Source organism: Nocardia bovistercoris, assembly GCF_015674855.1.
GTDB classification, from domain to species: domain Bacteria; phylum Actinomycetota; class Actinomycetes; order Mycobacteriales; family Mycobacteriaceae; genus Nocardia; species Nocardia bovistercoris.
This window is the reverse complement of sequence record NZ_JADMLG010000004.1, coordinates 536564-560625: the sequence shown is the minus strand read 5'-3', so window position 1 is coordinate 560625 and position 24062 is coordinate 536564. Positions and strand designations below refer to the sequence as shown.

The following is a 24062-nucleotide window of genomic DNA, read 5'->3' as shown; positions in this document are numbered from 1 at the left end:
GCCCAGCGGCTCGCCGGGTCGGACTCCAACCGCCACACTCGATTCCACGCAAGACCGAGATTTCCACTGTTCCGGGAGCGGAGTCCCATATTCGCGGTATTTCCGTGGACGAATTCACGACCGCACCGGCGGTTCGATTGTTTCCGGATTATCGGCACAGAAGTTCGTTTTCCCCGGCGGCCCCGATTCCGGGACAATGGCGCGCGCCCCGTGCCACGCTATGACCGCAATGCAGTTCTCCGTCATTCGAGCACGGGAAGGATTGCGACACCCATGGCACAGTACGACTCTCCGATCGAGACCACCGCGGTCGAGATCGCCCGGATCCAGACCGAAGGCGTGTGGGACGAACAGGGGGCGGTCCGCCCCGAAGCGGTGCATTTCGCGAGGAATCTGGTGCGGTCTCTCGAGACGGGCAGCGGTCGCGGTTTGGTGCCCGACGAGGTGGGCGAACTCGTCACGCGGGCGTTGAACGTCGCGACCCCGTCGTTCCCGCGCATCCCCACCGCCGACGGCTACGACCTGTCGGCGCATCTGCTGCGCCAGATCACCGCCGAACCGCGGCCGCTCGTCGTGATCCCGGCCGGGTGGACCCCCGTCGGCTGGCCACTGTTCGAATACGCCTACCTCACCCTCGCGGCCAAGGGCTACCACGTCCTCGCCTACACCCCGCGCGGCATCGGCTGGACGGTGCTGCCCGGCACGAACCTCCCGTGGTTCGGCACCTCGGAAGGCTTCGTCGACGTGGCGGGCCCGCGCGACATCGGCGACGGCACCACCGTGCTCGAATACGCCATCGACGCCGTCGGCCCGAGCGGCATCGCGTTCTTCGGCGAATCCTACGGCTCGGGAATCAGCCAGCTGGTGGCCGCGCACGACGACCGCGTCGACGCCGTCGTCGCCCTGAGCACCTGGGGCAACCTCGCCACCAGCCTGTACGCGAACGGCACCCGCCACCTGGCCGCCGCCACCGGCCTGATCAACCTGACCGGCGGCACCATGGAGGAGAAGTTCGACGAGGACACCAGGGAGATACTCGCGAAATTCTTCGAGAACCGGGACATGGACGACGTCGTGGACTGGGCAACCCAGCGCGCCCCGGAGATCTACCTCGACACCCCCGGTCTGCGCGATATCCCCACCTTCTTCTCCAACACCTGGCACGAGTCGCTGTTCGCCGTCAACCAGGTCATCCCCACCTTCGAGAAGTTGCGCGGCGACAAACGCCTCAACATGTGGATCGGCGATCACGCCGCCCCCGAAGGCCCCGGCCTCATCGCACCGTCGCTGCCCGGCGCGGGCCCGAACATCCCGCTGCGCGATGCCTACGCCTGGCTCGACCACCACATGCGCGGCGCGGACAACGGCGTCGCCGACTGGCCCGAGATCAGCAACCAGATCATGTTCACCTACATCACCGAACCGGACCCGGCGACCGGCGAGAACCGCATCGTCACCCCGGCCCGGCGCGAGGAACGCGAAACCTGGGCCGACGTCTGCGTCGAATACGAACCGCTGATCCTCACCGACGAACGCGAGGACGGCATCGGCGCCCTCACCGCCGAGGAGACCTCGGCCTGGCGGCGCAGCTTCACCGTCGGCAAGGAACCGCCGATCGTCGCGATGGACAAGCTGATGACCACCGGCCAGCGGGAGTGGGCGGGCAACCCGAAGATCTACGCCACCGCCGAGATCGACCGCAACGAGGCGCTGATCTGGGCCACCGAACCCCTGGTCGCCGCCGACGCCACCGCCCGCCGCATCCGCGGCATCCCCCGCCTGCGCTTCACGATCGCGAGCACCGAACCGTCGACCACGGTCGTGGCCTACCTGCTCGACGTGGACACCTCGGGCGCGGGCCGAATGATCACCCACGAACCGCTGACCCTGCCGACGCCGCGGCCGACCTCCGTCGAATGGGACCTGCAGGCCGCCGCCTACGACGTGCCCGCGGGCCACCGGCTGATGCTCGTCATCGACGGCATGGATCCGCTGTACTCGACCGACAATCCCGTCGACGCGGTCATCACGGTCAGCTCGCCGGACGGCGCCTCCGCGGTTCTGGAGCTTCCGCTCGGCTGAGTTCTTCCGATGACGCCCCGGTCCGGGATGGGCCGGGGCGTTGTCATGTCGGTAGCCGATCAGTCGCCATCTTTCGTATTCGAATCACATATGCACCTACATCCTGTGCAGATATGCGAACACAGGTAGTTCGCTACGCGCGTGGCCGGGAGGTCGTTGTGGCAACGTCCATGGCGGGACCAAGGCTCGGATGTAGGAGGTCCGATGCGATCACCGGAGAGAACGAAATCCGCCGTGAAGGTGGCCAATGGCGTGGCGGCCTGCTCGGCGCTCATGGCATCGGCTATCGCACTGACGGGCTGCGGCGAATCCGATACAGCGCCGCCCGACGGTCCTCGGGTACCCGCTGTTACGACGGTCGACGGGGCTGTCGAGTCGACGAATCCGCGACCGCGACTTCCGGTCACTCCCGGAGGAAGGATCTCGACGCCGGGAGGAAGACAGTTCCCCACTGTCCAGCCGCCGAATGCCGTACCACCGGGTCCGCGCCCTTCGCCGGGCCCCTCACGGCCGGGTCCGCAGGTTCCACAGGGTCCCACAACGCCGCTTCCGCAGCCGCCGACGCCGGAGGGCCCGCAGCCGCCAACGCAGCCTCCCGACCCGGCAACGCCTGACCCTCCGGGGCCCGTCGAAGACGGATCGCAAAATGGTCCGACCGGTGGATGACGTCGAACCCGAGGCGACGCGACCCACATTCCACAGATGGATGGGCATCCTCGGCGTGGTGGCCGCTCCGACCACGATCATCACGGGTCTGTGCTACTACTTCGGCTACGTCTACACACGCAAAAGGCTCGGATACTTCGGTATCGACTGTGATGCCATCGGATTCACGTCCAGCGACTACGTCGTCCACAGCGTGAGCGTGCTCTACCTACCGCTGTTGCTGCTGCTCACCGGATGGTTCGCGGCGCTGTGGATCAGCGCGTACACCCATCGCCTGATCGAGTCGGGTCGACGGACGGATCTTGTTCGCACCGCGGGCCGCAGCGGTCTGGCACTCGGAATAGTCCTCATAGCCACCGGTGTCATCGGAGTTGTGTTGCCCGGCCCCATATCCGAACTTCCCTTCATGAGATGGGCCTTCTCACCCTTCACGCTCGGGGTGGGAGGCCTGCTGGTGGTCGTCGGCTATTGGCTCTCGGCAGCGACCGAACCTTCGGAGCCGAAGACCGAGACGCGAATCGGACAGATCCTCGCGATCGCGGTCAGCCTTGCCGCGGCCTTCAACCTCATGAACTCGTTCGCCACGAGTCTCGCCGAAGACCACGCGACGTCGCTCGCGCACGACATCTGGTCGAGACAATCCGTGGTCACCATCGTGAGCAAGGATCGACTCGACGTGCCGATAGGTCTTGTCGCCGAGACCCTGGTCGAAGCTCAACCCGGCAGCCCGAACACCTATCGCTACCAGTGCTTGCGCACACTCGTCGCGCGCAAGGATCTCTGGGTACTGGTCTCGGCGAAATGGTCGCCCGGCAATGGATTCGTACTGATCGTGCCTGCCAATTCGGCTGTCGTCAGTGTCACGCGATCGACAAAGTTCACCGAGATCACCGACGCCTATCCGGATCCGGACAAGGTGTCCTGGGAGTGTCCCGAACGTGTATGGGCCCAGTGGTGAACAACCGAACGCGATCCCGCGACTGCGGATTCCATCGCGGTGACGTGCAGGCCGCCGATTCGAGTAGCGCGTTACCCTTTCCGCCACTTTCCGGACATCGCACGATGAATACGCGCGAGAACAGATTTCGAACTCAGCCACGAGGAGGCAACCATGGCGCACTCACCCATCATTCATGTCGGTTCCGACACGCGGGCCAAGTCGCAGGGCGAAGCTTTCCGCGACGCGAAAATCGCCATCACCGAGACCGGCCTCGACATCACCTTCACCGCCGAACCGCATATCGGCGGAGCCGGAACCCTCGACGGTTCACCGGTTTCGGTGCTCGTCACCTGCCTGTCGGTGGGATCGAGGACATTCATCGAGGTCGTCGGTATCAGCGAGGACAGCAGCGCGGCCGAGCAGACCCGCAACCGGGTCCGCACGATCACCATGGGACCGCCGAGCTGAACATGTCACCGTGGACGCGATCAGCACGCGGAAGGCAACGCTAGGAGTACGGGATTTCGGCCGAGTATCGGGAATTCGATGTGGCATTCCCGCGCCGGGGTCGATGATCCGCGACGACGCGAAACAGTACGCACAGTCGCGAGCGACCGGATCGTCGCTCGAATTCGTTCGACGAGGAACGGCCCGGCGGCCCGCCGACCCGACTACTTCCGCGATGCGCGCGAGTGGGCGCCCACCGCGCTTCTTGTCGCCGGATCAATCACAGGGCACCCAGGTGGCCCTTCCGGAATCGTCGCGCCGAACGCGGCCGAACGGCACGTCCGCGAAGTGGATGCCGAAGGCGAGGTCACCGCTGTCGGCCAGTCGCTCGATGAGTTCGCGCCGATGCTCGACGGCGTCCTCCGGTTCGAAGTCGACCGCGGCGACCCATTCCGGGTGGCTGATCTGCACTGGTGAATGGAAGGTGTCGCCGAACGCGATCATGCGCCGACCACGAGACCGTATGGAGAATCCGAGGTGGCCCGTGGTGTGCCCCGGAATAGCGACCGCGTGCACGCCGGGAAATACGCGAGCGCCATCGGCGACGGTATCGACGCGTGCGGCGATGATGTCGAGGACCTGCCGATTCGGCAAACTGCCTCTCGACCACTCCGGGAACGTGTCGATCATGGCGGGAGTCAACGACCGCCACCACCGCCATTCGGTCTCACCGACGTAATATCGGGCATCCCGGAACGGCGTCACCGCACCCGCGCCCGCCTGCAGAGTCCACCCCAGATGGTCGAAATGCAGGTGCGTGATCGCGACCGCTTCGATACTCCCGAGCCCGTCGACCTTCGCGAGATTGTCCAACAGCGCACCGGAACGCATTTCCCCGGTGATCGGATTCTCCGCCATATCCGGCACATCCACCGGCCCCGCCCCCGCGTCGATCAGCAACGCCCGCCGGCCCCGCTGCACCAACAGCCCACCCAACCCGGCGACGAGATACCCGTTGTCGTCGAGGTGGTCGGCATGCGCGACCCAGTCCTCGTCGGTGGCCGTCGGCAACCACCCCTTCGGCTTCAACGCCACATACCCATCCGGGACATAGGTCAAGCGCAACAGTCCGAGCCGGACACTCCGCAGCCGCGGCGCACGACGCAGTCGATCATCGAGAGTTGTTGATGTCGTGGAGATTCTGGACATGACGAGCCTTCCGCTAGTGCTACGAGTGTGCGCCGGCACCCGTCCCGCTCGCGGCGAAAAGCACCACACCGCTTCCCGATCGGCGGCATCGTGGCGGCACAATGGCGGAAGACGGCACCCCGGCCGTCCCTGACACGTCACCGCCGCAACACATCCCACGCTCGCCACTGTTTCGACGCGGCAGATGTCAATAGGACGCAGCCTCGAATCCCGCCGGATCGGCAGTGCTTTCCCACAACCGCCACATCGCGAGTTCGTCGTCGTGCCCACGCACCCGCCGCGCGGGCGAACTGCTCGGCCATGGCGAACATCCCGCGCACAGCGGTAAGCACCGCACGCGCACCGGCCGCGTCCTCGGCCTGCGGAGTGCAACGGTGAACGCCACACAGGTGGGCCTCGGATCGTGACGGCACTCCCGGTGGCGGTCGTGGTCGCGATGATCTTCTGGCCTTCGGATCACGACCCGCCGGATCGAGACTGACGAGCGGTGCCACCGGCGGGGAGCCGCCGCGATCCAACGGCTCCCCCGGGGATCAACTCGGCACGTACCCGACCAGACCACCGGCTACGCGTCGCGCTGCGGCACAGGGCTCTTCGGGTGCGTCAGGCTGCAGATTCCGTGTCACGAACGCGACGAAACCACCCGATACCTCGAAGCCGACATAGCACCCGATCTTGTTGCCGTCCTGCCGCGCTCGGAACTGGTGCGCCTGTCGACCGCCAACGGTCAACGTGCTGAAGTCCACATACTTGCCGACCTCCTGGAATCCGTACAACGTCATCCGCGTCGCGACGACCGTCAGTTCGAACTTGTCCGTGGACGACTTCCATCGGCAGTTCTTGCTCGAGCCGTCGTCCCCGTTGATCGCCGTCTCACTGTCGGCACGGAACCCCTGCCCGCTGATATCCGCGGCGGATATCGCACAGGGATCCCAGAGCGCGGCGGGCGCGGGCTGTTGATCGGTGGCCCCGCACAACGTCGCACCACACGTGTCGGTGCCACCCGGCGCCGGGGCCTGCGTGGTCCCGCAGAGCGTCGCGCCGCAGGTGTCGGTCCCACCGGGCGCGCCTGCCTGCCCGGTTCCCGATCCACCTCCACCACCCGAACCTCCGCCCGTCTCACCACGATCCCCGGAAGCCGCGGTCGTGGTCTTGGGCGGCGTCTTCGCCACGCCACTCGAAGTAGCCGTGACACCGGACTGCGCCGTATCGGACCCTTGTTCCTCCGCCGTGCACCCGCTCAGGACCAGCACCGGGACCACGATCCCCAGAACCGATCCCGCAACCGAGCGCCAACGTCCCATACCCGAAATCCGCATGATCCTCCCCTGTCACAGCACGCGTTCCCGCACCTGAAACAACCAGGCGCGCAACGGGCTCGGTCAATTCCAGACGACTGTCAGTTCCCCGCGAGCGGATAACGAACACTCACGTTCACTGTCGTGAGCCACCCCCGACCCGTTACACACAAGCGATCCGATGATCCGGCAAGCGCCCTCGCAGCCCGACTTCCTGACGACTGCCCGAGCCTCGGGGCCATCACCCGCCCGGCTGTCTCTGTCAGTAGACGTCCTTGACGTAGCGTTTGTCGGAGGACAGCTTCTTGACGTAGGCGTCGGTGTCGTCGGAGTCGAGATTGCCGTGGTGGGCGATGATTTCGCGGAGAGCTCGGTCGACGTCCTCGGCCATGCGGTTGGCGTCGCCGCAGATGTAGAAGTGCGCGCCGGAGTCGAGCCATGACCAGAGTTGCGCGCCGTGTTCGCGCATGCGGTTCTGGACGTAGATCTTGGCGCGTTGGTCGCGGGAGAAGGCGACGTCGAGACGGGTGAGGACGCCTTGTTCGCGCAGGGTGTCGAGTTCGTCGCGGTAGTAGAAGTCGGTGGCTTCGTGTTGTTCACCGAAGAACAGCCAGTTGCGGCCCGAATCACCGCGAGCGGCGCGGTGTTGCAGGAAACCGACGAAGGGCGCGACGCCGGTGCCGGGGCCGACCATGATCGCGGCGGTCGTGGGGTCGTCGGGCGGGCGGAAGTGTGGTGCGCGTTGCACGTGCAAGGCTAATGGCTGGTCGGGTTCGGCGTCGGCGAGATAGGTCGAGCACAGTCCGCCGCGACGCGCGCAGATCGGGCTCTCGTAACGCACCACCGACACCGTCGTCGACACCGATCGCGGGTCGACCAACGGGCTGGAGGAAATCGAATACAGGCGCGGCTGCAGCTTTTTCAGCATCGCGACCCATTGATGTCCGTCGGCGCGCACAGCGTACTCGGTGGCGACGTCGACAGGCTGGCGGCCCCACGTCCATTTCGCGAGTTCGCCCTTGTTGTCGGGCCGCAGCAGGGTTTTCAGGACGTGCTCGCCGGTCTGCTCGGCCAGGAAGCGCAGGAGTTCGGTGGTGATCCTGGTCAGGTCGAGGTGTTCTTCGACGGCCGCGGCCAGCGAGACCGCGCCGACCTTGGGGATCTCGACTTCCAGGGCCGGGTCGAGGCCGGTGCGCGCGAACCATTCCCAGACCAGGCCGACGTCGTTGACCGGCCGCACGCCGAGCGCGTCGCCGACGTCGTAGGTCAGGCCCGTATCGGTGAGGTCGAAGCTGAACTGCCGCACCTCTTTCCGTGCTCCGGGCAGACTCAGCAGGCGGTTGCCGACCAGTCGCCCCCGTGGCGTCTCGGTCACGGGTTCGGCAACCGCACCCGGACCGCCGGGTCGGGAGGGTGCGGCCGGGTCGGGCGTAGGGCTCGACGTTGCCGCGGCGGGTGGTGTGGTGCTCAGTACTCCCAGAACCTGTTCGAGCCATACCCCGGCCGGGTCTTCGAAGTCCGGCTCGCAGTCCACCCGCGGGACCAGGCGTTGTGCGCCGAGCGTGGCGAGGCGTTCGTCGAGTTTGCGGCCGTGCCCGCAGAAGTCGTCGTAGTTGGAGTCCCCGAAGGCAAGGACCGCGAACCGGGTACCCGCGAGCGCGCCGTCGGGCAATGTCGACAGCGACTGCCAGAACGCGGCGCCGTTGTCGGGTGCGTCGCCGTCGCCGAAGGTGCTGCTGATCACGAGCAGATCCGACCCCGCGGGTAGGGCATCGGCGGTGGTTTCGTCCATGCCGAGCACCCTCGGCGCCCGCCCGGTCCCGGTGACCGCGGTGGCCAGGGCGCCGGTGGCGAAGTCTTCGGCGTTGCCGGTTTGGGAGGCCCACAACACCACGACCTCCCGAGCGGGTGCGACGTCGGGCTCAGGCGGTTGCACGCCCGTTGGTCGGTCCGGCGTGGTGGCAGGCAGCGAGGGCGCGGTGGGGGCGAACATGCCCGCGAGCAGTCCGTTGACCCACCCGGACGTTTGCGGGCTCAGTGGTGCGGTGGCGGGTAGGACCGGTGCGGTGTTGCCGGTCGAGTCGATTCCGGCCAGGAATCCGGAGAGGAAGGCGCGCTCGATGTCGTCGAGCGCGGGTGGCGCCAGCGGGCCGAGTCCCAGCAGGGTGGCCGCCGCCTGTGCTCGTCCGCCGGTACCAACCGGCGCCGGCGTCGGAACGGGTTGCGCGACGGTGCCGGGCGTGGCCGTGATCGCTCGAGGCGCGGCGGGTTCGGCGAGTGCGAGGACGGTCGCCTTGGCCAGGGCGACCGCGCAGACCTTGAATTCGGGTTGCTGGGAGATGGGATCGATGGCGTCGTTGGTGACGGCGTTGATGGTCGTGTATTCGCCGAACAGGTCGTTCCAGTGGAACGGAGCGAAGGTGTTTCCCGGACGCACCCGGTCGGTGAGAACAGCGGGCAGCACCGCACGCCCGCGCCGGGAAGAGATCTCGACCGCGTCACCGTCGGCGATCTCGAGTGCGGCGGCGTCGCCGGGGTGGATCTCGATGAACGGACCAGGATTCAGTTTGTTGAGTTTGGCGACCTTCCCGGTCTTGGTGAGGGTGTGCCATTGATGCTGCACGCGACCTGTATTGAGCACGAACGGGTAGTCGTCGTCGGGAAGTTCGGCGGCGTTCAGATGCGGGCGGGCGAAGAACACCGCGCGTCCGGATGCTGTCGGGAACGCCAATCGCGGTGTGGTGCCGTCCTCGTGGCGCAGCAACGTCTGGCTGACGCCGTCGTTGCGGTAACGGATGGGGTTGCGCACGGGGCCATCCGGGGCGCACGGCCACTGCACCGGCCCCTCGCGTAGCCGCTCGTAGCTGACCCCGCGCAGGTCGTAGCCGGTCTTGGGATTGTTCGCCCGTTTGATCTCTTCGAAGATCTCCTCGGCGTTCGAGTAGGTGAAGCCGTCGGAATAGCCCATCGCGCAGGCGATCTCGGCGATGATCCGCCAGTCCGGCCGGGCCTCGCCGGGCGCGGGAATCGTCTTCGGAACCAGGGTGAGGTTGCGTTCGGAGTTGATCATCACCCCCTCCCCCTCGACCCACAGGGTGGCAGGCAGGATCACGTCGGCGTAGGCGTTGGTCTCGGTCTCGGCGAAAACGTCCTGGGTGATCACCAACTCGGCGGCCTCGAGCCCGGCCAGCACGGTCTTTCGATTGGCGACGGTCGCGACCGGATTCGTGCAGATGATCCAGCAGGCTTTGATCTCACCGGCGGCCATCCGCGAATACATGTCGATGGTGCCGGACCCGACCTCGGTGCGCAGCCGCCCCGACGGCAGATTCCACAGGTCCTCGATGAACGCGCGGTCCGATTCGAACAGCACCGAGCGCTGGCCGGGCAATCCCGGTCCCATGTAACCCATTTCGCGCCCGCCCATCGCGTTGGGTTGACCGGTCAGCGAGAACGGGCCGCTACCGGGGCGGCAGATCGCCCCGGTAGCCAGATGCAGGTTCACCAAGGCGTTGGTGTTCCAGGTGCCGTGGGTGGACTGGTTCAGACCCATTGTCCAGCAGCTCATCCACTCCCTCGCCCCGCCGATCCACTGCGCGGCCGCGCGGATGTCGGCGACGGGTAGGTCGGTGATCTCGGCGACCGCCTCGGGCGTGTAGTCGGCGAGGAAGGTCGGCATCTCGTCCCAGCCCTCGGTGTGCTCGGCGACGAACTGTTCATCGACGTGACCGTTCGCGACCAGCAGATGCAGCAGACCGTTGAGCAGAGCCAGATCGGTCCCGGGTTTGATCGGCAGGAACAGATCGGCCTTGTCGGCGGTGGCGTTGCGGCGCGGATCGACCACGATCAGTTTCGCTCCGGCCTTGACGCGATCCATCATGCGCAGGAACAGGATCGGATGGCAGTCGGCCATATTCGCGCCGATCACGAAGAACACGTCGGCGTGGTCGAAGTCGTCGTACGAGCCGGGCGGGCCGTCCGAACCGAGCGACAGTTTGTAGCCGCTGCCCGCGCTGGCCATGCACAGCCGGGAGTTGGATTCGATCTGGTTGGTGCCGATGAAACCTTTGGCCAACTTGTTCGCCAAATACTGGGCCTCGAGGGTCATCTGACCGGAAACATAGAGCGCGACCGCGTCCGGGCCGTGCTCGTCGAGGATCGCGCGCAGCCGGGCGGCGGTCTCGGCGATCACCTGATCGGCCGGACGAGCCTGCGGCGCCGCGCCCCGTTCGGCACGCACCAGAGCCGTGCGCAGACGGCCGTCGTCGGCGGCCAGCATATCGGCGTGGGTCGCGCCCTTGGTGCACAGCCTGCCACCGTTGGCCGGGTGCGCCTTATCGCCCGCGACCTTCTTGACCAGCGGTTTTCCTTCGGGACCGACGGTGACATCCAGGACAACCCCGCAGCCGACGCCGCAGTACGAGCACACCGTGCGCGCCGTGTTCGCTTCCGTTGCCATCGTGACTCCTCCCGAACCAGCACGCACCCACCGGTTCGCCAGGCTAGGAATCCGGTGTTACCTGCCGGTCACATATGCCGGGGCCGGTCGTTACATTCACCTCTCACCACCGCACCCGCGATCGTGCGCGACTGAGAGCCTGCTCACAGGCACGTCCGTGCGCAGCGGAGGCCAGACGGTCGTCGAACATTTCTGACACTCGTCAAATTTTTGCTGACATGTGTCGATCACTGTGGTTTGTTGAGTGGGTGCACAACATCACAGAGCGTTCCATCGAAACCAACGGCGTGCGGTTACGGGTGACCGAGGCAGGCGATCGAGGCGCGCCCGTAGTGCTTCTCGCGCACGGGTTCCCGGAACTCGCGTATTCGTGGCGGCATCAGATCCCCGCGCTCGCCGCCGCCGGATACCACGTCATCGCCCCCGACCAGCGCGGCTACGGCGGCTCGAGCAGGCCGGACGCCGTCGAGGACTACGACATCGTGAACCTCACCGCCGACCTCACCGGCCTGCTCGACGACGTCGGCGCCGACACCGCCGTGATCATCGGACACGACTGGGGCTCGGTGGTCGCCGCCCACTTCCCCTTGCTGTATCCCCAACGCACCTCCGCGGTGGCGCTGCTGAGCGTGCCGCCCACGCCTCGCATGCCACAGCCCCCGCTGGAAATCATGCGCACCGCGTTCGGAGACGGATTCTTCTACGTGATCTACTTCCAACAGGTCGGGCTCGCCGACGCCGAACTCGACGCCGACCCGGCCAGGACCATCCGCCGCATGTTCGGCGGACTTCGCAACGATCAATACGAAGCGGCCCTCGCGGCGATGACCGCGCCCGGCCCACAGGGATTCATCGATCGACTACGCGAACCCGACGGCGCGCCCGACTGGATCACCCAGAACGAAATCGACCACTACGTCACCGAATTCACGCGCACCGGCTTCACCGGAGGACTGAACTGGTACCGGAACATGGACCGCAACTGGTCACTGGTCGCCGACGCACCCGCCGCGACGATCGAAGCGCCGACCCTGTTCCTCGCGGGCAGCGCCGACCCGGTACTCGACATGACCCCGCGCGACCGAGTCGCCGACATAGTCACCGGCCCGTACCGCGAAGTGCTGATCGACGGCGCCGGACACTGGGTGCAACAGGAACGCCCCGCCGAAGTCAACACCGCACTCCTGAAATTCCTCGCCGACCTGGACTGAGAGTCGGCATGGGCCGGTGGTTTTTCGCGATCGTCGGATACCGGCGCCGCGGTGGCCTCGACCGGGGGTCGAGGCACCACCGCCGCATGCAGCGTGACCACAGCAGCCTCGGTGAGTGCGACGAGACCCGACGACTCCGCGGTCTGGGGATGTAGCCGGTTACTCGCAGACGTCGCCACGGCGACTCGGGACGATGGCAGCACCACGCCGGTCCGCCACGATGAAAGCCGAAGGCGCTCCGCAACTCTGGGAACATATCAACGACAGTGCCCTACTTGTTGGTGATTAATTATATCGAGACGTCGGCCAGCCGCCTGAATCCGAGACTTATGCCGAATTCACGACCGAGTTCAACGACTCGTTCATAGTTTCCGCAATCGTTAGGACCTCTTCGCCCGACCCGGATGAACAGTCGCTGCACAGCCGCGGGATCACCTCGTTGAGTCGCCCCCGGCCCCGCGAAAGCTCTATGGCTGGATCACAGCAGTCGCAAGTTCCCGTCTCGTTGCCCGGTCGACCGCCCAATTAGGTGCGTTCGCCTTGGCTTCCGCGCGGATGCTCGCCAGTGAGGTATCGAGTTCGCTGACTCCGCCGTGCAGCTCTGCCGGTTCGCCCAAGTCGCGCAAGGAGCGATAGCGGTACGCCTGCGCGTCGTACGCCGATCGGAGGCGTCGGCATTCGGCCTGATGGACATCGCAGTCCAGCCGGGTGTGGATGACGGTGAAAACCGCGCTCGCCAAGGCCAGACAGCCCGGAACGTTGCCCGCTTTCCCGGCCAGAACCGCCGCGCCGGCAACAGCGGAGAGCACAGCGGCTCCGACTTTGAGGACGATGTTCGCCGGCTGTAGCGCAGAGAGCCAGATCGAGTAAGCGCGAGCCTGGATCCGACACTCGCGCTCGCGTGCCGCGGCAACAGCTTGATAATCAGCCACTCTGTCATGGTTCCGTACTCCACCACCAGTTGTCACCTATCCGTGCAGCAGCTCCATCGTGTCGCTGAGCATCTGGGAAAGCTCGATCACTTCTGAGCGAACGATGAAATGATCCAACGGATTCGAGACAAGATCGCCAAAGGATAGGCGTTCTCCGAGGCCCAGGTGAACTTCATGAAGCACGAGTTGACCGACGCCGGACTGATGGAGAAGGGGATGCCCTACGAACAGGCCCACGAAAAGGCCCTCGAGACGCATCCACCTGGGAAGAACTATGATCCCGATGTGATCGACAAGTACCCGGAATTCGGTCCGTGGTGGCGCAAGCAGAACGGACTACCGCCACGATGATGACACTCGAAGTCGACGGTCACGGAATCGCCGCGATAGACGAAGACGACACTAACGCCTCATATCCAGCCGCGCGAGTACTCACCTCCGCCACCCCGGCGACGGCTGTCGCGGGGAGGACCGGAAGCGTCCGAATGCTGGTCGAGGTATTGCGCCGCCACGGCGGCATCGCACCACGCGCGCTACTCGGCGCGAAATTCGTCGTCGGCGAAGACGATTCCACCACGGTGATCGAAGTCGAAGTCTCGCCGTTCGACCTGCTCGACAGCGAAGAACAGCGGACAAGCACAAGCCGGTTGTGGACCCGTCCGTTCACTCCGGGGTTGCCCTCGGACATGGCCGACGCTGTTCTACACGGCCTGACAACCGACCCACGCATCACACTTCCACCGGGTGTGCTTCGGGTCGACCGCGCGGGATTCGATGTCATGAACTCCTCGGAGGCGATATTCGCGAAGACCGCTTCGCTGTTGGGCATCGCCGTCTCCACGAGACTTTCCGCCCGCGATCCTGAGCTGATCCTGCGGACCGCGATCCAGAGCTGGTAGCGCGATTCGGCGAAGTATGCGATCCGCGTGAGGTATCCCTACTCGCAAAATATATTGGTCACGGAGCGTTGTCCTGGACCGACTCGGCTGTCGATCTCAGCCTTTCCGCTGGTCAGCGGGTGTTTGTGGGGCGGGCGGGGCTCGAACCCGCGACCAATGGATTATGAGTCCACGGCTCTAACCGACTGAGCTACCGCCCCGCTGCCGCGATGAACGCGGGCCTTGGGGATGGTACCGGGTGGGGTGGGGTGGGCACCACTCGGTATCGGGGTGGTTAGGGTGGGGGCGGAGGCTCGTCGTCTGCGGAGGGTTGGGTCATGGGTGTGTTCGTGCAGGTTCTGAAGGCGCATCAGTGGGTTTACGAGAACAGTCGCGGGGTGGTGGGGCATCGGCTGTTGTTCGGGAATCCGACGTTGTTGTTGCGGACGGTGGGGCGCAAGACGGGTCGGGGCCGTACGTCGGCGCTGACGTACGGGCGGGACGGGGACGATTATCTGGTGACGGCGTCCAATGGCGGGTCGCCGCGGCCGCCGGGGTGGCTGGCCAATCTGAAGGCCGCGCCCGCGTGTGAGATTCAGGTGGGGACGCGGCGGATTCCGGTGTCCGCGCGGGCCACGTATCCGGGTGATCCGGATTACGAACGGCGTTGGCGGATCGTGGACGAGGTGAATCAGGGTCGCTATTCGGGGTATCAGGAGAAGACGAAGCGGCCGATCGCGGTCGTGGTGTTGACGCCGTCGCGGTGACGGTTCATTGGTCGCCGGATTCTGCGGCTTCCCAACGGCTTACATCCTGCGGGGGCCTGCTTGCGTATTGGACGACGAAAACGACGAGCAGGAGTACGACGGCGATGACGCCGGCGACTATCAGTGTTTGCACGCAGGCACTCTAGCGGTCGCCGTGCGCGCCGCGCATCCGGTGAGCGCGCACGGCGGCGACGGGTCAGCGCACGGTGATCAGGGTGCGTCCCAATGCGGTTCGCGATTCGATCGCCGAGTGGGCGTCGACGGCGTTTTCGAGCGGGTAGGTCTGGCCGATGACGACTTCGAGTTGTCCGGCCGATACCGCTGCTCGAGCGCGGCGGGCCAGAGCCTGCCAGTCGGTGCCCGCGCCGGTGATGTCGAACAGGCCGATCACCTCGATTCCGCGTGCGGCCAGGTCGTTTCGGTCGAGTTCGGCGAATCCTCCTGCGGCCGAGCCGTATCCGAGGATCCGGCCGCCTTCGGGGAGGGTGTCGGCGGCGGCGCGTCCGAGTTCGCCGCCCGCGCCGTCGAGTACCACCCGTACGCCGGCGGCGCGAACGGTAGCGGTCCATTCGGGGTCGGTGTAGTCGACGACGGTGTCGGCGCCGAGGCGGCGGGCGAGGGCGAGTTTGGCGTCGCCGCGCGCGGCGGCAACGACTTTCGCCCCCGCGGCGTGCGCGAGTTGGATCAGCAGGGTGCCGAGCCCGCCGCCCGCGGCGGTGATGAGCACGGTTTCGCCGGGGTGTGGTGCGGCGCGGTCGAAGACGGCGAAAGCGGTTCTGCCGTCGTGGGTCAACGCGACGGCCTGTTGCAGAGTGAGGTCGTCGGGGACCTCCGCCAGGGTGGCGGCCTTGGCGGTGGCGCGTTCGGCGTATCCGCCGATCGGCAGTCCGCGGCCGATGCCGCTGGCCGCGGTAGCCGTGGCGACACGCTTGCCGACCCAGGACGCGTCGACCTCGGGTCCGACAGCGGTGACGACGCCCGCGACCGCGCCGCCCGGCACATACGGTGGGCGGACGGCGAAGAATTCGGTACCCCAGCCGCTGCGCAGCCGGGTGTCGAGGAACATCACGTCGGCCGCGGCGACCTCGACCAGGACCTCCCCCGCGCCGGGTTCCGGGTCGGGGATCTCGACGACCTCGAGTACCTCGGGTGCGCCGAATTCTCGTACCTGTACCGCCCGCATGACCTACCTCCATCGATTCCGTGTCGTTCCGACGAAATCGAGCATGGAACCTGAAGTGGGCTCGAGGTCAAGGAGAGATTCCGCCGCGGCATGTCGGGCGCCGGATACTCAACCGATGAGAGCACGTGCGTCGCCCTCGACCATGTGGACGCGAGAAGCACAGACTCCTCCGCGACAGGTCGACACCGAATACTCAACCGATGAGAAGCGCGCGCGTCGCCCACCACCGTGTGGACACGACAAGCACAAACTCCTCCGCGACAGGTCGACACCGGATACCCATCCGATGAGGAGCACGTGCGTCGGCCTCGACTACGTAGACGCGAGCCGGATCATGAGCCTCCGCCGCAACTACTGCCACCTCCACCGCAACTGCTGCTACTGCCGCCACCGCAACTACTGCTCCCCCCACCGCAGCTACTACTGCTGCCGCCACCGCAACTACTACCGCCACCACAGCCGTTGCCCCCGCCGTGGTGATCGTGGTGCCCGCCATGGTGCCCGTGGTGCCCGTCGTAGCCGCTCCAGCCGCTGAATCCCGAACTGCCCGAGCACGACGAGCCGGAGCCCGAGTCGAACTCCATCCCCGACCCGCCCGCCGACCACGGCCCACGTTGCGCACCGCCGAAGAAGGCAGCGCCGCCGTCGCGGAACGGCTGCGTCGCCTGCTTGACCAGGTACACGACGAAGGCGACGATGCCGCTGACCAGCAGCGCGACGAAGACCAGCACCAGGAGGACCACCATGGCCGAATGGTAACGGTGTTCGCGCGGAAATTCCGCGCGACCCCGACGCCGCCGTACAGTGAATCGTGGGGCTTTTACGAACTCGGACCCGGCCGCGACGCCGCATCGACCTCGGTGAGGTCGATCGGGCGGTGGCGGCGCTGGAGTTGCCCGAGGCGGTGTTCAAGACCTGTCCCTGGCAGCCGAGGGAGCTCGTGGAGACGGGTCTGCGGCAGTGGTTGCGGTGCTGCGGCGCCGCGATGCGCGACGGTCAGGTGATCGGCATGCCGTCGCACGCGGTGGACGAGGCGTGGCACGGCCTGATCCTGTGCACCGAGCGGTATGCGGCGTTCTGCACGGCGGCCTACGGGCGTTTCCTGCACCATTTCCCGGACGGCGACGGCTTCGTGCGACCGGGCGCGCGGCCGGGGCCGGGGCACGGGTCGATGGCCGAGCAACTCGGCCGGACGGTGGTGGCCTGGTCGCTGGTGGCAGCGCCGGACGAGCGGGCGGTGCTGTGGGATCTGGATCACGAGGTCGGCGTCGACCACCCGTGGGGTATCGACGCCGGGCGAGTCGCGGCCATCGAGGACGAACTCGCCCGGCCTTGAATCAGGTGAGGCGCACGCGTGCGGCGACGAATCGGAAGGCCGCTGGTGCGAAGCGGCTGATCTGCAGCTGCACTTTCGCCTCCGGGGTGACCGGGACGATGCTGCGGTCCTTCTCGACGGCCCGCACGATCTGCGCGGCGACCTTGTCGGGGGTGTAGTGGCGCTTGCGGTAGAGGTCGTCGTAGCGCCGCTGCCTGCGCTTCTGCTCTTCCGCGCTGACACCCGAGAAAGTTGTGGTGGCAACGATATTGGTGTGCACGATGCCGGGACACACGGTGTGCACGGAGATTCCGCGGCCCGCGAGTTCGGCGCGCAGGCAGTCGGAGAACATGTAGACCGCCGCCTTGCTGGTGGAGTAGGCGCTGAAGTTCCGCTGCGGAGCGTAGGCGGCCATGCTCGACACGTTGACGATGTGCCCCCCGAGTCCGCGTTCGGCCATGGCGGCGCCGAACGCTCGGCAGCCGTTGACGACTCCGCCCAGATTGACCCGCATCACCCGGTCGAATTCGGCGGAGGTGGTCTTGAAGAATCCGCCCGCCTGGCCGATTCCGGCATTGTTGACCAGGATGTCGGGCACGCCGTGCGCGGCGAGCACGTCGGCGGCGTGGGCGAGCACCTGTTCCTCGTCGGCGACGTCGAGGCGGTAGGCGTGGGCGCGCGCGCCTTCGGCGGCGACGAGTTCAACGGTCTGCTTGGCGGCATCGAGATCGATGTCGGAGAGCACGATTTCGGCGCCGAGACGTGCGAAGGCCAGTGCGGTTTCGCGGCCGATGCCGCTGCCGCCGCCGGTGATGACCACCAGTCGATCCTCGAACGGCCCGACGTCGCGGCCGGTTTCGGCCCGACGCAGCCCGCGCGGCGGTTGCGCGCCGTCGAGGGTGTCGATCAGTTCGGTGGTCGCGCTCGCCAGGAGTTCGGGATGGGAGAACGGCATCCAGTGTCCGGCGGGCACGTCGCGACGCCACAGTCGCGAGGTCCAGCGCCGTTCGTCGTCGTAGCCCGCGGGCCGCACGGCGACGTCGCGTTCGGCGACGATCAACTGCACCGGCACCTCGGTATGCCGCTGTCTTGGCGCGAACATTCTCGGCAGGATGTTGGCGCGGTAGATGAGCAGGCCGTCGATGAAGTCGCGCGAGAAGGTCGGGCCGAGGCTGACCGTCGAGCGCGGAGTGGCGTTCATACCGGAAACGATTCGCTGCCAGATCTTTTCGTCGGCGATGAGCCGGAAGATCTGGTCGAGTCCCGGCGTCATGGAGAACGCGGTGTAGCCGGAGGACATCAGTTGGGTGAGCGGCTGCCAGATATTGCGCGGGGTGGGCCGCGACAGCCGGGCGCGCACCCAGTGGCCCAGATGGTCGAGGTTGGGGCCGGACACCGAGGTGAAGGAGGCGATCCTGGTCTCCGCGCCGGGTTCGCACACCGCCTCCCACACCTGGATCGAACCCCAGTCGTGGGCGAGGACGTGCACCGGGCGCTCGGGGCTCACCGCCGCGGCGACGGCGAAGAAGTCCGAGGCCAGCGCCTCGAGGCGGAAGTCGGCGACACGGCGGGTGCGGGTGGACCTGCCGTGTCCTCGGGTGTCGTAGGTGACGACGTGGAATCTGTCGATCAGCAACGGCACCACGGCATCCCACAGGTGGTGGGTGTCGGGCCAGCCGTGCACGAGCACCACCGTCTCGGCGGCCGGGTCGCCGTATTCGTAGGTGGCGATGTCGAATCCGTCGTTGTGGACGATCCGCTCGGTCACCTCGGCGTCGATATCGGTCCGTGTCATTGACCTTCTCCTGATTCCCAGTTGTTCACAGGTCCAGCACCAAACGTTCGCTCGCCGAACGTGATACACAGACGAGCAGATCACCCGCGTCGCGTTCGGCGTCGGTCAGGGTCGTCTCGCGATGGTCGGGGACGCCCGCGAGCACCCGGACCTTGCAGGTTCGGCAGAAGCCTTGGCGGCACGAATAGGGGCGGTCGGGGCGGCGGTCGAGGATGGCGTCGAGGGCGGTGCGATATGCGGGGACCTCGAATATCTCTCCGGTGGAGGCGATCTCGATCTCGAAGGGGCGACCGTCGATGATCGGCGGCGGGGAGAATCGCTCGGAGTGCAGTTCGATCCCACGATCGCGCACCGCCGCGGCGACGGTCGCGGTCATCGCCGACGGTCCGCAGCAGTAGACCGCGCAGCCCCGCGTGACGCCGGGTAGCAGCGCGGCCGCGTCCGGGAGGCCGGAGCGGTCGTCGGTGCGTACCACCGCGCGATCGCCGAAGCTCTCGATCTCGTCGAGGAAAGGGAGGGCGTCGCGGGAGCGGCCGGTGTAGACCATGGACCAGTCGAGACCGAGTCGGTGCGCCAGCCGTGCCATCGGCAGCATCGGCGTGATGCCGATTCCACCCGCGACGAAATGCACACGGGTGGAGGGTGACCCGTATCCGGGGACCGCGAAGGGGAAGGCGTTGCGCGGCCCGCGGACGATCAGCGGTGTGCCAACGGACACGGTGTCGTGCACCTCGACCGAACCGCCGCCGCCCTCGGGGATGCGGCGCACGGCGATCCGGTAGCCGATGGCGTCGGCCGGGTCGCCGCACAGCGAGTACTGGCGCAGCCGCCCGGAGGGAAGTTCCAGATCCAGGTGCGCGCCGGGTCGCCAGCGTGGAAGTTCACGCCGGTCGGGAGCTTGCAGCCGCAGGGTCACCACGTCCTCGTCGTGCGCTTCGATCCGTCGGTCGGTGACGACGAGCGCGAGGCGACGGTCGTCTACGACGGGTGTGACGGGACGTCGGTTGACGAGTGTGGTCCAGGTCAGCCGTGCGGTCGCGACGGCGTCGAGGATGCGGACCGCGCGGTCGCGGTCGCGCCTGCCGTACAGGTCGGCGGGCAGCCGGTCGGGTATCGGGCCCGCGTTCACGACGCCGTCGCCTGCGCCGCGGGCGATGTGGCCAGGTAGGCCACCGCCTGGGCGGTCGACCCGACCGATTCGGGGTCGTAACCGGGCAGGAAGGTCGACAGCGCACTGCGCACCAGCGACGGCGCACCGGGCAGAGCGCCGCGCCACATCGCGCCGACGATGTGGGTGAGCAGGCGCGGATATCCGTGGTCGGGCAGCCTCGGGTCCCGGTGGACGAGGTATTTCGTGCCGCGCGCCACGAGCACGAGAAAGATCGGGAACACGATGGTCATCACCGCGGCGCGGCGCACGTAGCCCGCCTCGAAGTAGACCGCGACATCGTGGGCCACGTGCCGGTGCTCGACCTCCTCGGCGCCGTGCCAGCGGAACAGGTCGGCGACCCTGGGGTCGGCGTCGAACTTCTCCAGGTCGGCGTTGAGGACCCAGTCGCCGAGGTAGGCGAAGAAGTGTTCGAGGCATGCGATGACCGCCAGCCGCTCGACCAGGTGTTGTCCGCGCGCGACGCCGTCCGCCCCGCCGGGGCCGAGGGTCTTGCGGAACAGGTATTCGGCTTGGCGGACATAGGGTTCGGGGTCTATGCCGCCCGCCGCGAGCACCTCGCGCAGTACCCGGTCATGGGTGGCGGCATGCATGGCTTCCTGACCGATGAAGCCGAGCATCGCCTCGCGCAGTTTCGCGTCGCGCACGGATGGCAGCGCCTCGGCGTAGGCGGCGCAGAACATGCGCTCGCCTTCGGGCAGCAGCAGATTCAGCGCGTTGATCAAGTGCGAGGCGACGGGTTCGGCGGGCATCCAGTGCAGCGGAGTGTCCGTCCAGTCGAATCGGACGTCGCGCGCGTGCAGGGCGACCTCACCGGGATCGGTCTCGACCCGTCGCCGGTCTCGGCGAAGTAGCTTCATCGGTACTCCTCGATCACACGTTCCTACATCACTGTAGCAATATTCTACACATACATAGAACTGCCAGTAACACACACGCGGCGGGATTCAACGCCCGAATCCCCGCGCGCGCCCAAAATTTAGAACGCGTTTCAGTAGAATTCCGCTATGGAACGCATGACAGGATTGGATGCCAGCTTTCTCTATCTCGAAACCCCGACCCAGCACCTGCACGTCTGCGCGCTGCTGATCCTCGACCCCGCCGCGAGCGACGCGGGCTACTCCTACGCCGCCGTGCAGACCGAACTCGCGTGCCGCCTCGACCTCGTCCCGCAGATGCGCCGCCGCATCCGCGAAGTTCCGTTGAATCTGGATCACCCGGTCTGGGTCGATGATCCGAAATTCGACTTGGACAACCATATTCACCGCGCGGGCCTGCCCGCCCCCGGCGAACGAACCGAACTCGCCGAACTCGTGGCCGACATCGCGAGCACCCCGATGGACCGGAATCGTCCGCTGTGGGAGATGACCTTCGTCGAAGGTCTGGCCGACGGCCGAATCGCGGTGGTGTGCAAGTACCACCACGCGGCCGTCGACGGCGTCACCGCCGCCGATATGCTCCTCAGCCTGTGTGACCTCGGACACGACGCCGCCCGCACGGCGGAATCGAGCCGGTGGACGCCGGAACCACAGCCGCCGGACTGGAAACTGCTGACCGACGCGGCGGTGCGGCTCCCCACCAAGGCGGGCGTGCTCGGCATGGTCCCGAAAACCCTCGGCATCCTCGCCGGTTTCGCCGAACGCAGGCGAAAGAAGCAGCGTGGCATGGCCTTACCGTTGACCGCGCCGCGCACCCCGTTGAACGGGGCCATCGGCGCCCGGCGCACCGTGGCCTTCGTCGAATCGCGGCTCGACACCGTCAAGGAGATCAAGAAGTCCTTCGGGGTCACCGTGAACGACGTCGTGATGACGATCGTCGGCGGAGTGCTGCGCGACTACCTCGGCAAACACGATGAACTGCCGGACCGATCGCTCATCGCCTCGGTGCCGGTCTCGGTGCACGGACAGACCCGCCACACCGACGGCATCAACAAGGTGTCCTCGCTGTTCACCGAACTCGGCACCGATATCGCCGACCCGGTCGAGCGGCTGCGCGCGGTCGCCCTCGCCAATCGGCACGCCAAGCGCGAACACGAGGAACTTGGCGCGGACTTCCTGCGCGACTGGTCGAAATACGCACCGCCCAACGCTTTTCGCTTCGCGGCCCGCATGTACGACTCGCTGCGGCTGGCCGAGCGGCATCCGGTGGTGCACAACCTGGTGGTCTCGAATGTGCCGGGTCCGCCGATGCCGTTGAACTTCCTCGGCGTTCGGGTCGCGAGCATGTTTCCGTTCGGTCCGGTATTCCACGGCGCCGGGCTGACCGTGACGGTGCTGTCCATCGACGGCCGCCTCGACTTCGGCTTCATCGCCAGCCGCGACCTGGTGCCCGACATCTCCGCCCTCGCCGACGCCGTGCCTGCCGCCGTGGACGAACTGCTGGTCGCCGCACGGGAATCAACGGACCGACGCACCTCAGACAGCCGCGACCGGCACGCCCACCGTGAGTACGGCGATCGGCGGTAGCGCCGCCAGGACCGAACCCGCGACGACATTCGTCCACCGGTACTGCACGACCAGCGCGGCGAATTCCCGCAGGATCGCGGCGGGCAGGTAGTAGAGGGCGGTACGCGCGCCGACCACCTCCGCGTCCATATCCAGTTGTCGCGCCAGGATCGCGGTGCGCAGCACGTGGAAATCACTGGTGACCAGCACCATTCGGGCGGATGACCCGCGCACGGTCAGCAATTCCTTGGTGAACAACAGGTTCTCCCTGGTGTCGACGGAACGGTCCTCGTGCAGAACGGCTTCGGGCGCGATACCGGCTTCCATGAGGTATGCCGACATGGCCTCGGCTTCGGCGACTTTCTCGTCATCACCTTTGCCGCCGCTCGTCACGATCGAAGGGCCCGAGCCCGCGGCGATTTCGGCCCGATAGACCTCCAACGCGAGGTCAAGTCGGCTCGCAAGAAGTGGCGGCACCCGGCCGCCGTCGAGTCCGCAGCCGTGCACAACGATGGCGTCCATCCCCGGCTGGTAGCCGAGATGTTTGTACACGTAGGCGTAGAGCAGGAAAGCGATCAGCAGCAAACCCAGGTAGCTGACGACGAGGGTCACCGAGGCGGTGGCGACAGTGAACCAGAGATCGCCGAGCGCGAACGCGATCACATACAGCGTGTAGGGCGTGAGGAAGACCAGCGCAACCCCCGAAGGCAGGGCCGTGTGCAGGCTGATGCCTTCGCGCCTGCACACCTGTATGCCGTTGACGAGCAACAACACCGCCGCGGCCACCATCAGCAGCGGAGCGAGCACGACGAGGACGACGGCGAGGACGGGCAGCGCCTCCTCGACGCCCATGGTCAGCGCCCACACCCCGGTGAAAATCGAGCCGAGGAGCAGGAATACGCCGTTGCCGAGTCGCCGTCGATCGGTCACGAAACGCACCGCGAACACAGCGAGCAGGCCGAGACCGATGGCGGGCATGATCACCCGGCAACCGTAGCGGTAACCGGCGACAGCCGAGCGGGGTCCGTCCGGATCGGCGCTCGGCGCGGTCGCGCCCGAGTGGGTGGTGCGTCATCCGAACTGGATCGACGACCCGTTGACCGTCTCGGGCCCGCCTCGCGCCGACTCCATGATCAACACCGCTGGACCGACCGGTTCGCTCCGTCCGTATCAGGACCAATGCCGGTCCGATTCGGGACCTTAGACAGTAAATAGGTTTGGATTCCGTTTTATTAACCCGGCACGCCAGTCGCCGCCCCTAAGCTGGC

General features: G+C 66.8%; 20 protein-coding genes and 1 tRNA gene. 9 read left to right on the top strand and 12 right to left on the bottom strand.

What is annotated here, in order from left to right; all coding sequences use genetic code 11:
• Positions 1 to 273 precede the first annotated feature (273 nt).
• From IT779_RS13595 to IT779_RS13585, 3 genes are all read left to right on the top strand, one after another.
• Positions 274 to 2082 carry a CocE/NonD family hydrolase C-terminal non-catalytic domain-containing protein gene (locus tag IT779_RS13595; protein ID WP_196149616.1) on the top strand — a complete coding sequence of 603 codons (1809 nt, stop codon included), beginning with the start codon at positions 274 to 276 and terminating at the stop codon, positions 2080 to 2082.
• A gap of 658 nt (positions 2083 to 2740) precedes the next feature.
• Positions 2741 to 3706 carry a hypothetical protein gene (locus IT779_RS13590; protein ID WP_196149615.1) on the top strand — a complete coding sequence of 322 codons (966 nt, stop codon included), beginning with the start codon at positions 2741 to 2743 and terminating at the stop codon, positions 3704 to 3706.
• A gap of 153 nt (positions 3707 to 3859) precedes the next feature.
• Positions 3860 to 4156 (top strand): hypothetical protein, encoded by a 297-nt coding sequence (locus IT779_RS13585; RefSeq protein ID WP_196149614.1) that lies wholly within the window; start codon positions 3860 to 3862, stop codon positions 4154 to 4156.
• Positions 4157 to 4411: 255 nt separating this feature from the next.
• On the opposite strand, the gene IT779_RS13580 is transcribed toward IT779_RS13585, so the two are convergent.
• The 3 genes from IT779_RS13580 to IT779_RS13570 all read right to left on the bottom strand — a co-directional run bounded on the left by IT779_RS13580 (position 4412) and on the right by IT779_RS13570 (position 11101).
• Positions 4412 to 5344 carry an MBL fold metallo-hydrolase gene (locus tag IT779_RS13580; protein WP_196149613.1) on the bottom strand — a complete coding sequence of 311 codons (933 nt, stop codon included), beginning with the start codon at positions 5342 to 5344 and terminating at the stop codon, positions 4412 to 4414.
• 533 nt (positions 5345 to 5877) lie between these two features.
• Positions 5878 to 6648 (bottom strand): DUF3558 family protein, encoded by a 771-nt coding sequence (locus IT779_RS13575; protein WP_232541743.1) that lies wholly within the window; start codon positions 6646 to 6648, stop codon positions 5878 to 5880.
• 256 nt (positions 6649 to 6904) lie between these two features.
• Positions 6905 to 11101, bottom strand: a complete 4197-nt coding sequence (locus IT779_RS13570) for a bifunctional nitrate reductase/sulfite reductase flavoprotein subunit alpha (RefSeq protein ID WP_196149611.1) — start codon at positions 11099 to 11101, stop codon at positions 6905 to 6907.
• Between the two features lie 218 nt (positions 11102 to 11319).
• On the opposite strand from IT779_RS13570, the gene IT779_RS13565 reads away from it, so the two are divergent.
• Positions 11320 to 12312 (top strand): alpha/beta fold hydrolase, encoded by a 993-nt coding sequence (locus tag IT779_RS13565; RefSeq protein ID WP_198428431.1) that lies wholly within the window; start codon positions 11320 to 11322, stop codon positions 12310 to 12312.
• A 467-nt stretch (positions 12313 to 12779) separates the two neighbouring features.
• Here IT779_RS13565 and IT779_RS13560 read toward each other — a convergent pair whose 3' ends face one another.
• The gene (locus IT779_RS13560) at positions 12780 to 13244 is read right to left on the bottom strand and encodes a hypothetical protein (RefSeq protein ID WP_196149609.1); all 465 of its coding nucleotides are present in this window, start codon (positions 13242 to 13244) and stop codon (positions 12780 to 12782) included.
• Between the two features lie 174 nt (positions 13245 to 13418).
• On the opposite strand from IT779_RS13560, the gene IT779_RS13555 reads away from it, so the two are divergent.
• Both IT779_RS13555 and IT779_RS13550 read left to right on the top strand, forming a co-directional pair.
• Complete coding sequence (locus tag IT779_RS13555) at positions 13419 to 13595, top strand: hypothetical protein (RefSeq protein WP_196149608.1); 177 nt, start codon at positions 13419 to 13421, stop codon at positions 13593 to 13595.
• Between the two features lie 134 nt (positions 13596 to 13729).
• The gene (locus IT779_RS13550) at positions 13730 to 14143 is read left to right on the top strand and encodes a hypothetical protein (protein WP_196149607.1); all 414 of its coding nucleotides are present in this window, start codon (positions 13730 to 13732) and stop codon (positions 14141 to 14143) included.
• A gap of 126 nt (positions 14144 to 14269) precedes the next feature.
• Here IT779_RS13550 and IT779_RS13545 read toward each other — a convergent pair.
• Positions 14270 to 14343, bottom strand: a tRNA-Ile gene (locus IT779_RS13545).
• Positions 14344 to 14460: 117 nt separating this feature from the next.
• Here IT779_RS13545 and IT779_RS13540 point away from each other — a divergent pair.
• Positions 14461 to 14889, top strand: coding sequence for a nitroreductase family deazaflavin-dependent oxidoreductase (locus IT779_RS13540; RefSeq protein ID WP_196149606.1), 429 nt, complete (start codon positions 14461 to 14463; stop codon positions 14887 to 14889).
• A 4-nt stretch (positions 14890 to 14893) separates the two neighbouring features.
• On the opposite strand, the gene IT779_RS38515 is transcribed toward IT779_RS13540, so the two are convergent.
• From IT779_RS38515 to IT779_RS13530, 3 genes are all read right to left on the bottom strand, one after another.
• The gene (locus IT779_RS38515; protein ID WP_269781579.1) at positions 14894 to 15022 is read right to left on the bottom strand and encodes a hypothetical protein; all 129 of its coding nucleotides are present in this window, start codon (positions 15020 to 15022) and stop codon (positions 14894 to 14896) included.
• A 63-nt stretch (positions 15023 to 15085) separates the two neighbouring features.
• Positions 15086 to 16072 (bottom strand): zinc-binding dehydrogenase, encoded by a 987-nt coding sequence (locus tag IT779_RS13535; RefSeq protein WP_196149605.1) that lies wholly within the window; start codon positions 16070 to 16072, stop codon positions 15086 to 15088.
• 332 nt (positions 16073 to 16404) lie between these two features.
• Positions 16405 to 16818: a hypothetical protein gene (locus tag IT779_RS13530; RefSeq protein WP_196149604.1), complete on the bottom strand. Its 414-nt coding sequence runs from the start codon at positions 16816 to 16818 to the stop codon at positions 16405 to 16407.
• A gap of 65 nt (positions 16819 to 16883) precedes the next feature.
• On the opposite strand from IT779_RS13530, the gene IT779_RS13525 reads away from it, so the two are divergent.
• Positions 16884 to 17408: a glycine-rich domain-containing protein gene (locus IT779_RS13525; RefSeq protein WP_332838783.1), complete on the top strand. Its 525-nt coding sequence runs from the start codon at positions 16884 to 16886 to the stop codon at positions 17406 to 17408.
• Position 17409: 1 nt separating this feature from the next.
• Here IT779_RS13525 and IT779_RS13520 read toward each other — a convergent pair whose 3' ends face one another.
• The 3 genes from IT779_RS13520 to IT779_RS37750 are packed head-to-tail and all read right to left on the bottom strand — an operon-like array spanning position 17410 to position 21210.
• A complete protein-coding gene (locus IT779_RS13520; protein ID WP_196149603.1) occupies positions 17410 to 19182 on the bottom strand; it encodes an SDR family oxidoreductase in 1773 nt (590 codons plus the stop codon).
• A 25-nt stretch (positions 19183 to 19207) separates the two neighbouring features.
• Positions 19208 to 20311 carry a PDR/VanB family oxidoreductase gene (locus IT779_RS13515; RefSeq protein ID WP_332838782.1) on the bottom strand — a complete coding sequence of 368 codons (1104 nt, stop codon included), beginning with the start codon at positions 20309 to 20311 and terminating at the stop codon, positions 19208 to 19210.
• Positions 20308 to 21210 carry a metal-dependent hydrolase gene (locus IT779_RS37750; protein WP_232541680.1) on the bottom strand — a complete coding sequence of 301 codons (903 nt, stop codon included), beginning with the start codon at positions 21208 to 21210 and terminating at the stop codon, positions 20308 to 20310. The genes IT779_RS13515 and IT779_RS37750 overlap by 4 nt, the downstream gene beginning before the upstream one ends.
• Positions 21211 to 21357: 147 nt before the next feature.
• Between IT779_RS37750 and IT779_RS13510 the strand changes: the two genes are divergently transcribed.
• Entirely contained in the window at positions 21358 to 22815 is a 1458-nt protein-coding gene (locus IT779_RS13510; protein WP_196149601.1) for a WS/DGAT/MGAT family O-acyltransferase, read from the top strand.
• Here the strand turns inward: IT779_RS13510 and IT779_RS13505 are convergent.
• On the bottom strand, positions 22765 to 23772 hold the full coding sequence (locus IT779_RS13505) for a YdcF family protein (RefSeq protein WP_198428494.1): 1008 nt from the start codon (positions 23770 to 23772) through the stop codon (positions 22765 to 22767). The two genes, IT779_RS13510 and IT779_RS13505, sit on opposite strands and share 51 nt — an antisense overlap.
• Between the last annotated feature and the right edge of the window lie 290 nt (positions 23773 to 24062).

What these genes read in the sequence shown, in the direction of transcription:
- IT779_RS13595 (WP_196149616.1), top strand. Translation starts at nt 274, where the DNA reads ATGGCACAGTACGACTCTCCGATCGAGACCACCGCGGTCGAGATCGCC.
- IT779_RS13585 (WP_196149614.1), top strand. Translation starts at nt 3,860, where the DNA reads ATGGCGCACTCACCCATCATTCATGTCGGTTCCGACACGCGGGCCAAG.
- IT779_RS13580 (WP_196149613.1), bottom strand. Translation starts at nt 5,344, where the DNA reads ATGTCCAGAATCTCCACGACATCAACAACTCTCGATGATCGACTGCGT.
- IT779_RS13575 (WP_232541743.1), bottom strand. Translation starts at nt 6,648, where the DNA reads ATGGGACGTTGGCGCTCGGTTGCGGGATCGGTTCTGGGGATCGTGGTC.
- IT779_RS13570 (WP_196149611.1), bottom strand. Translation starts at nt 11,101, where the DNA reads ATGGCAACGGAAGCGAACACGGCGCGCACGGTGTGCTCGTACTGCGGC.
- IT779_RS13565 (WP_198428431.1), top strand. Translation starts at nt 11,320, where the DNA reads ATGTGTCGATCACTGTGGTTTGTTGAGTGGGTGCACAACATCACAGAG.
- IT779_RS13555 (WP_196149608.1), top strand. Translation starts at nt 13,419, where the DNA reads ATGAAGCACGAGTTGACCGACGCCGGACTGATGGAGAAGGGGATGCCC.
- IT779_RS13550 (WP_196149607.1), top strand. Translation starts at nt 13,730, where the DNA reads ATGCTGGTCGAGGTATTGCGCCGCCACGGCGGCATCGCACCACGCGCG.
- IT779_RS13540 (WP_196149606.1), top strand. Translation starts at nt 14,461, where the DNA reads ATGGGTGTGTTCGTGCAGGTTCTGAAGGCGCATCAGTGGGTTTACGAG.
- IT779_RS13535 (WP_196149605.1), bottom strand. Translation starts at nt 16,072, where the DNA reads ATGCGGGCGGTACAGGTACGAGAATTCGGCGCACCCGAGGTACTCGAG.
- IT779_RS13530 (WP_196149604.1), bottom strand. Translation starts at nt 16,818, where the DNA reads ATGGTGGTCCTCCTGGTGCTGGTCTTCGTCGCGCTGCTGGTCAGCGGC.
- IT779_RS13520 (WP_196149603.1), bottom strand. Translation starts at nt 19,182, where the DNA reads ATGACACGGACCGATATCGACGCCGAGGTGACCGAGCGGATCGTCCAC.
- IT779_RS37750 (WP_232541680.1), bottom strand. Translation starts at nt 21,210, where the DNA reads ATGAAGCTACTTCGCCGAGACCGGCGACGGGTCGAGACCGATCCCGGT.
- IT779_RS13510 (WP_196149601.1), top strand. Translation starts at nt 21,358, where the DNA reads ATGGAACGCATGACAGGATTGGATGCCAGCTTTCTCTATCTCGAAACC.
- IT779_RS13505 (WP_198428494.1), bottom strand. Translation starts at nt 23,772, where the DNA reads ATGCCCGCCATCGGTCTCGGCCTGCTCGCTGTGTTCGCGGTGCGTTTC.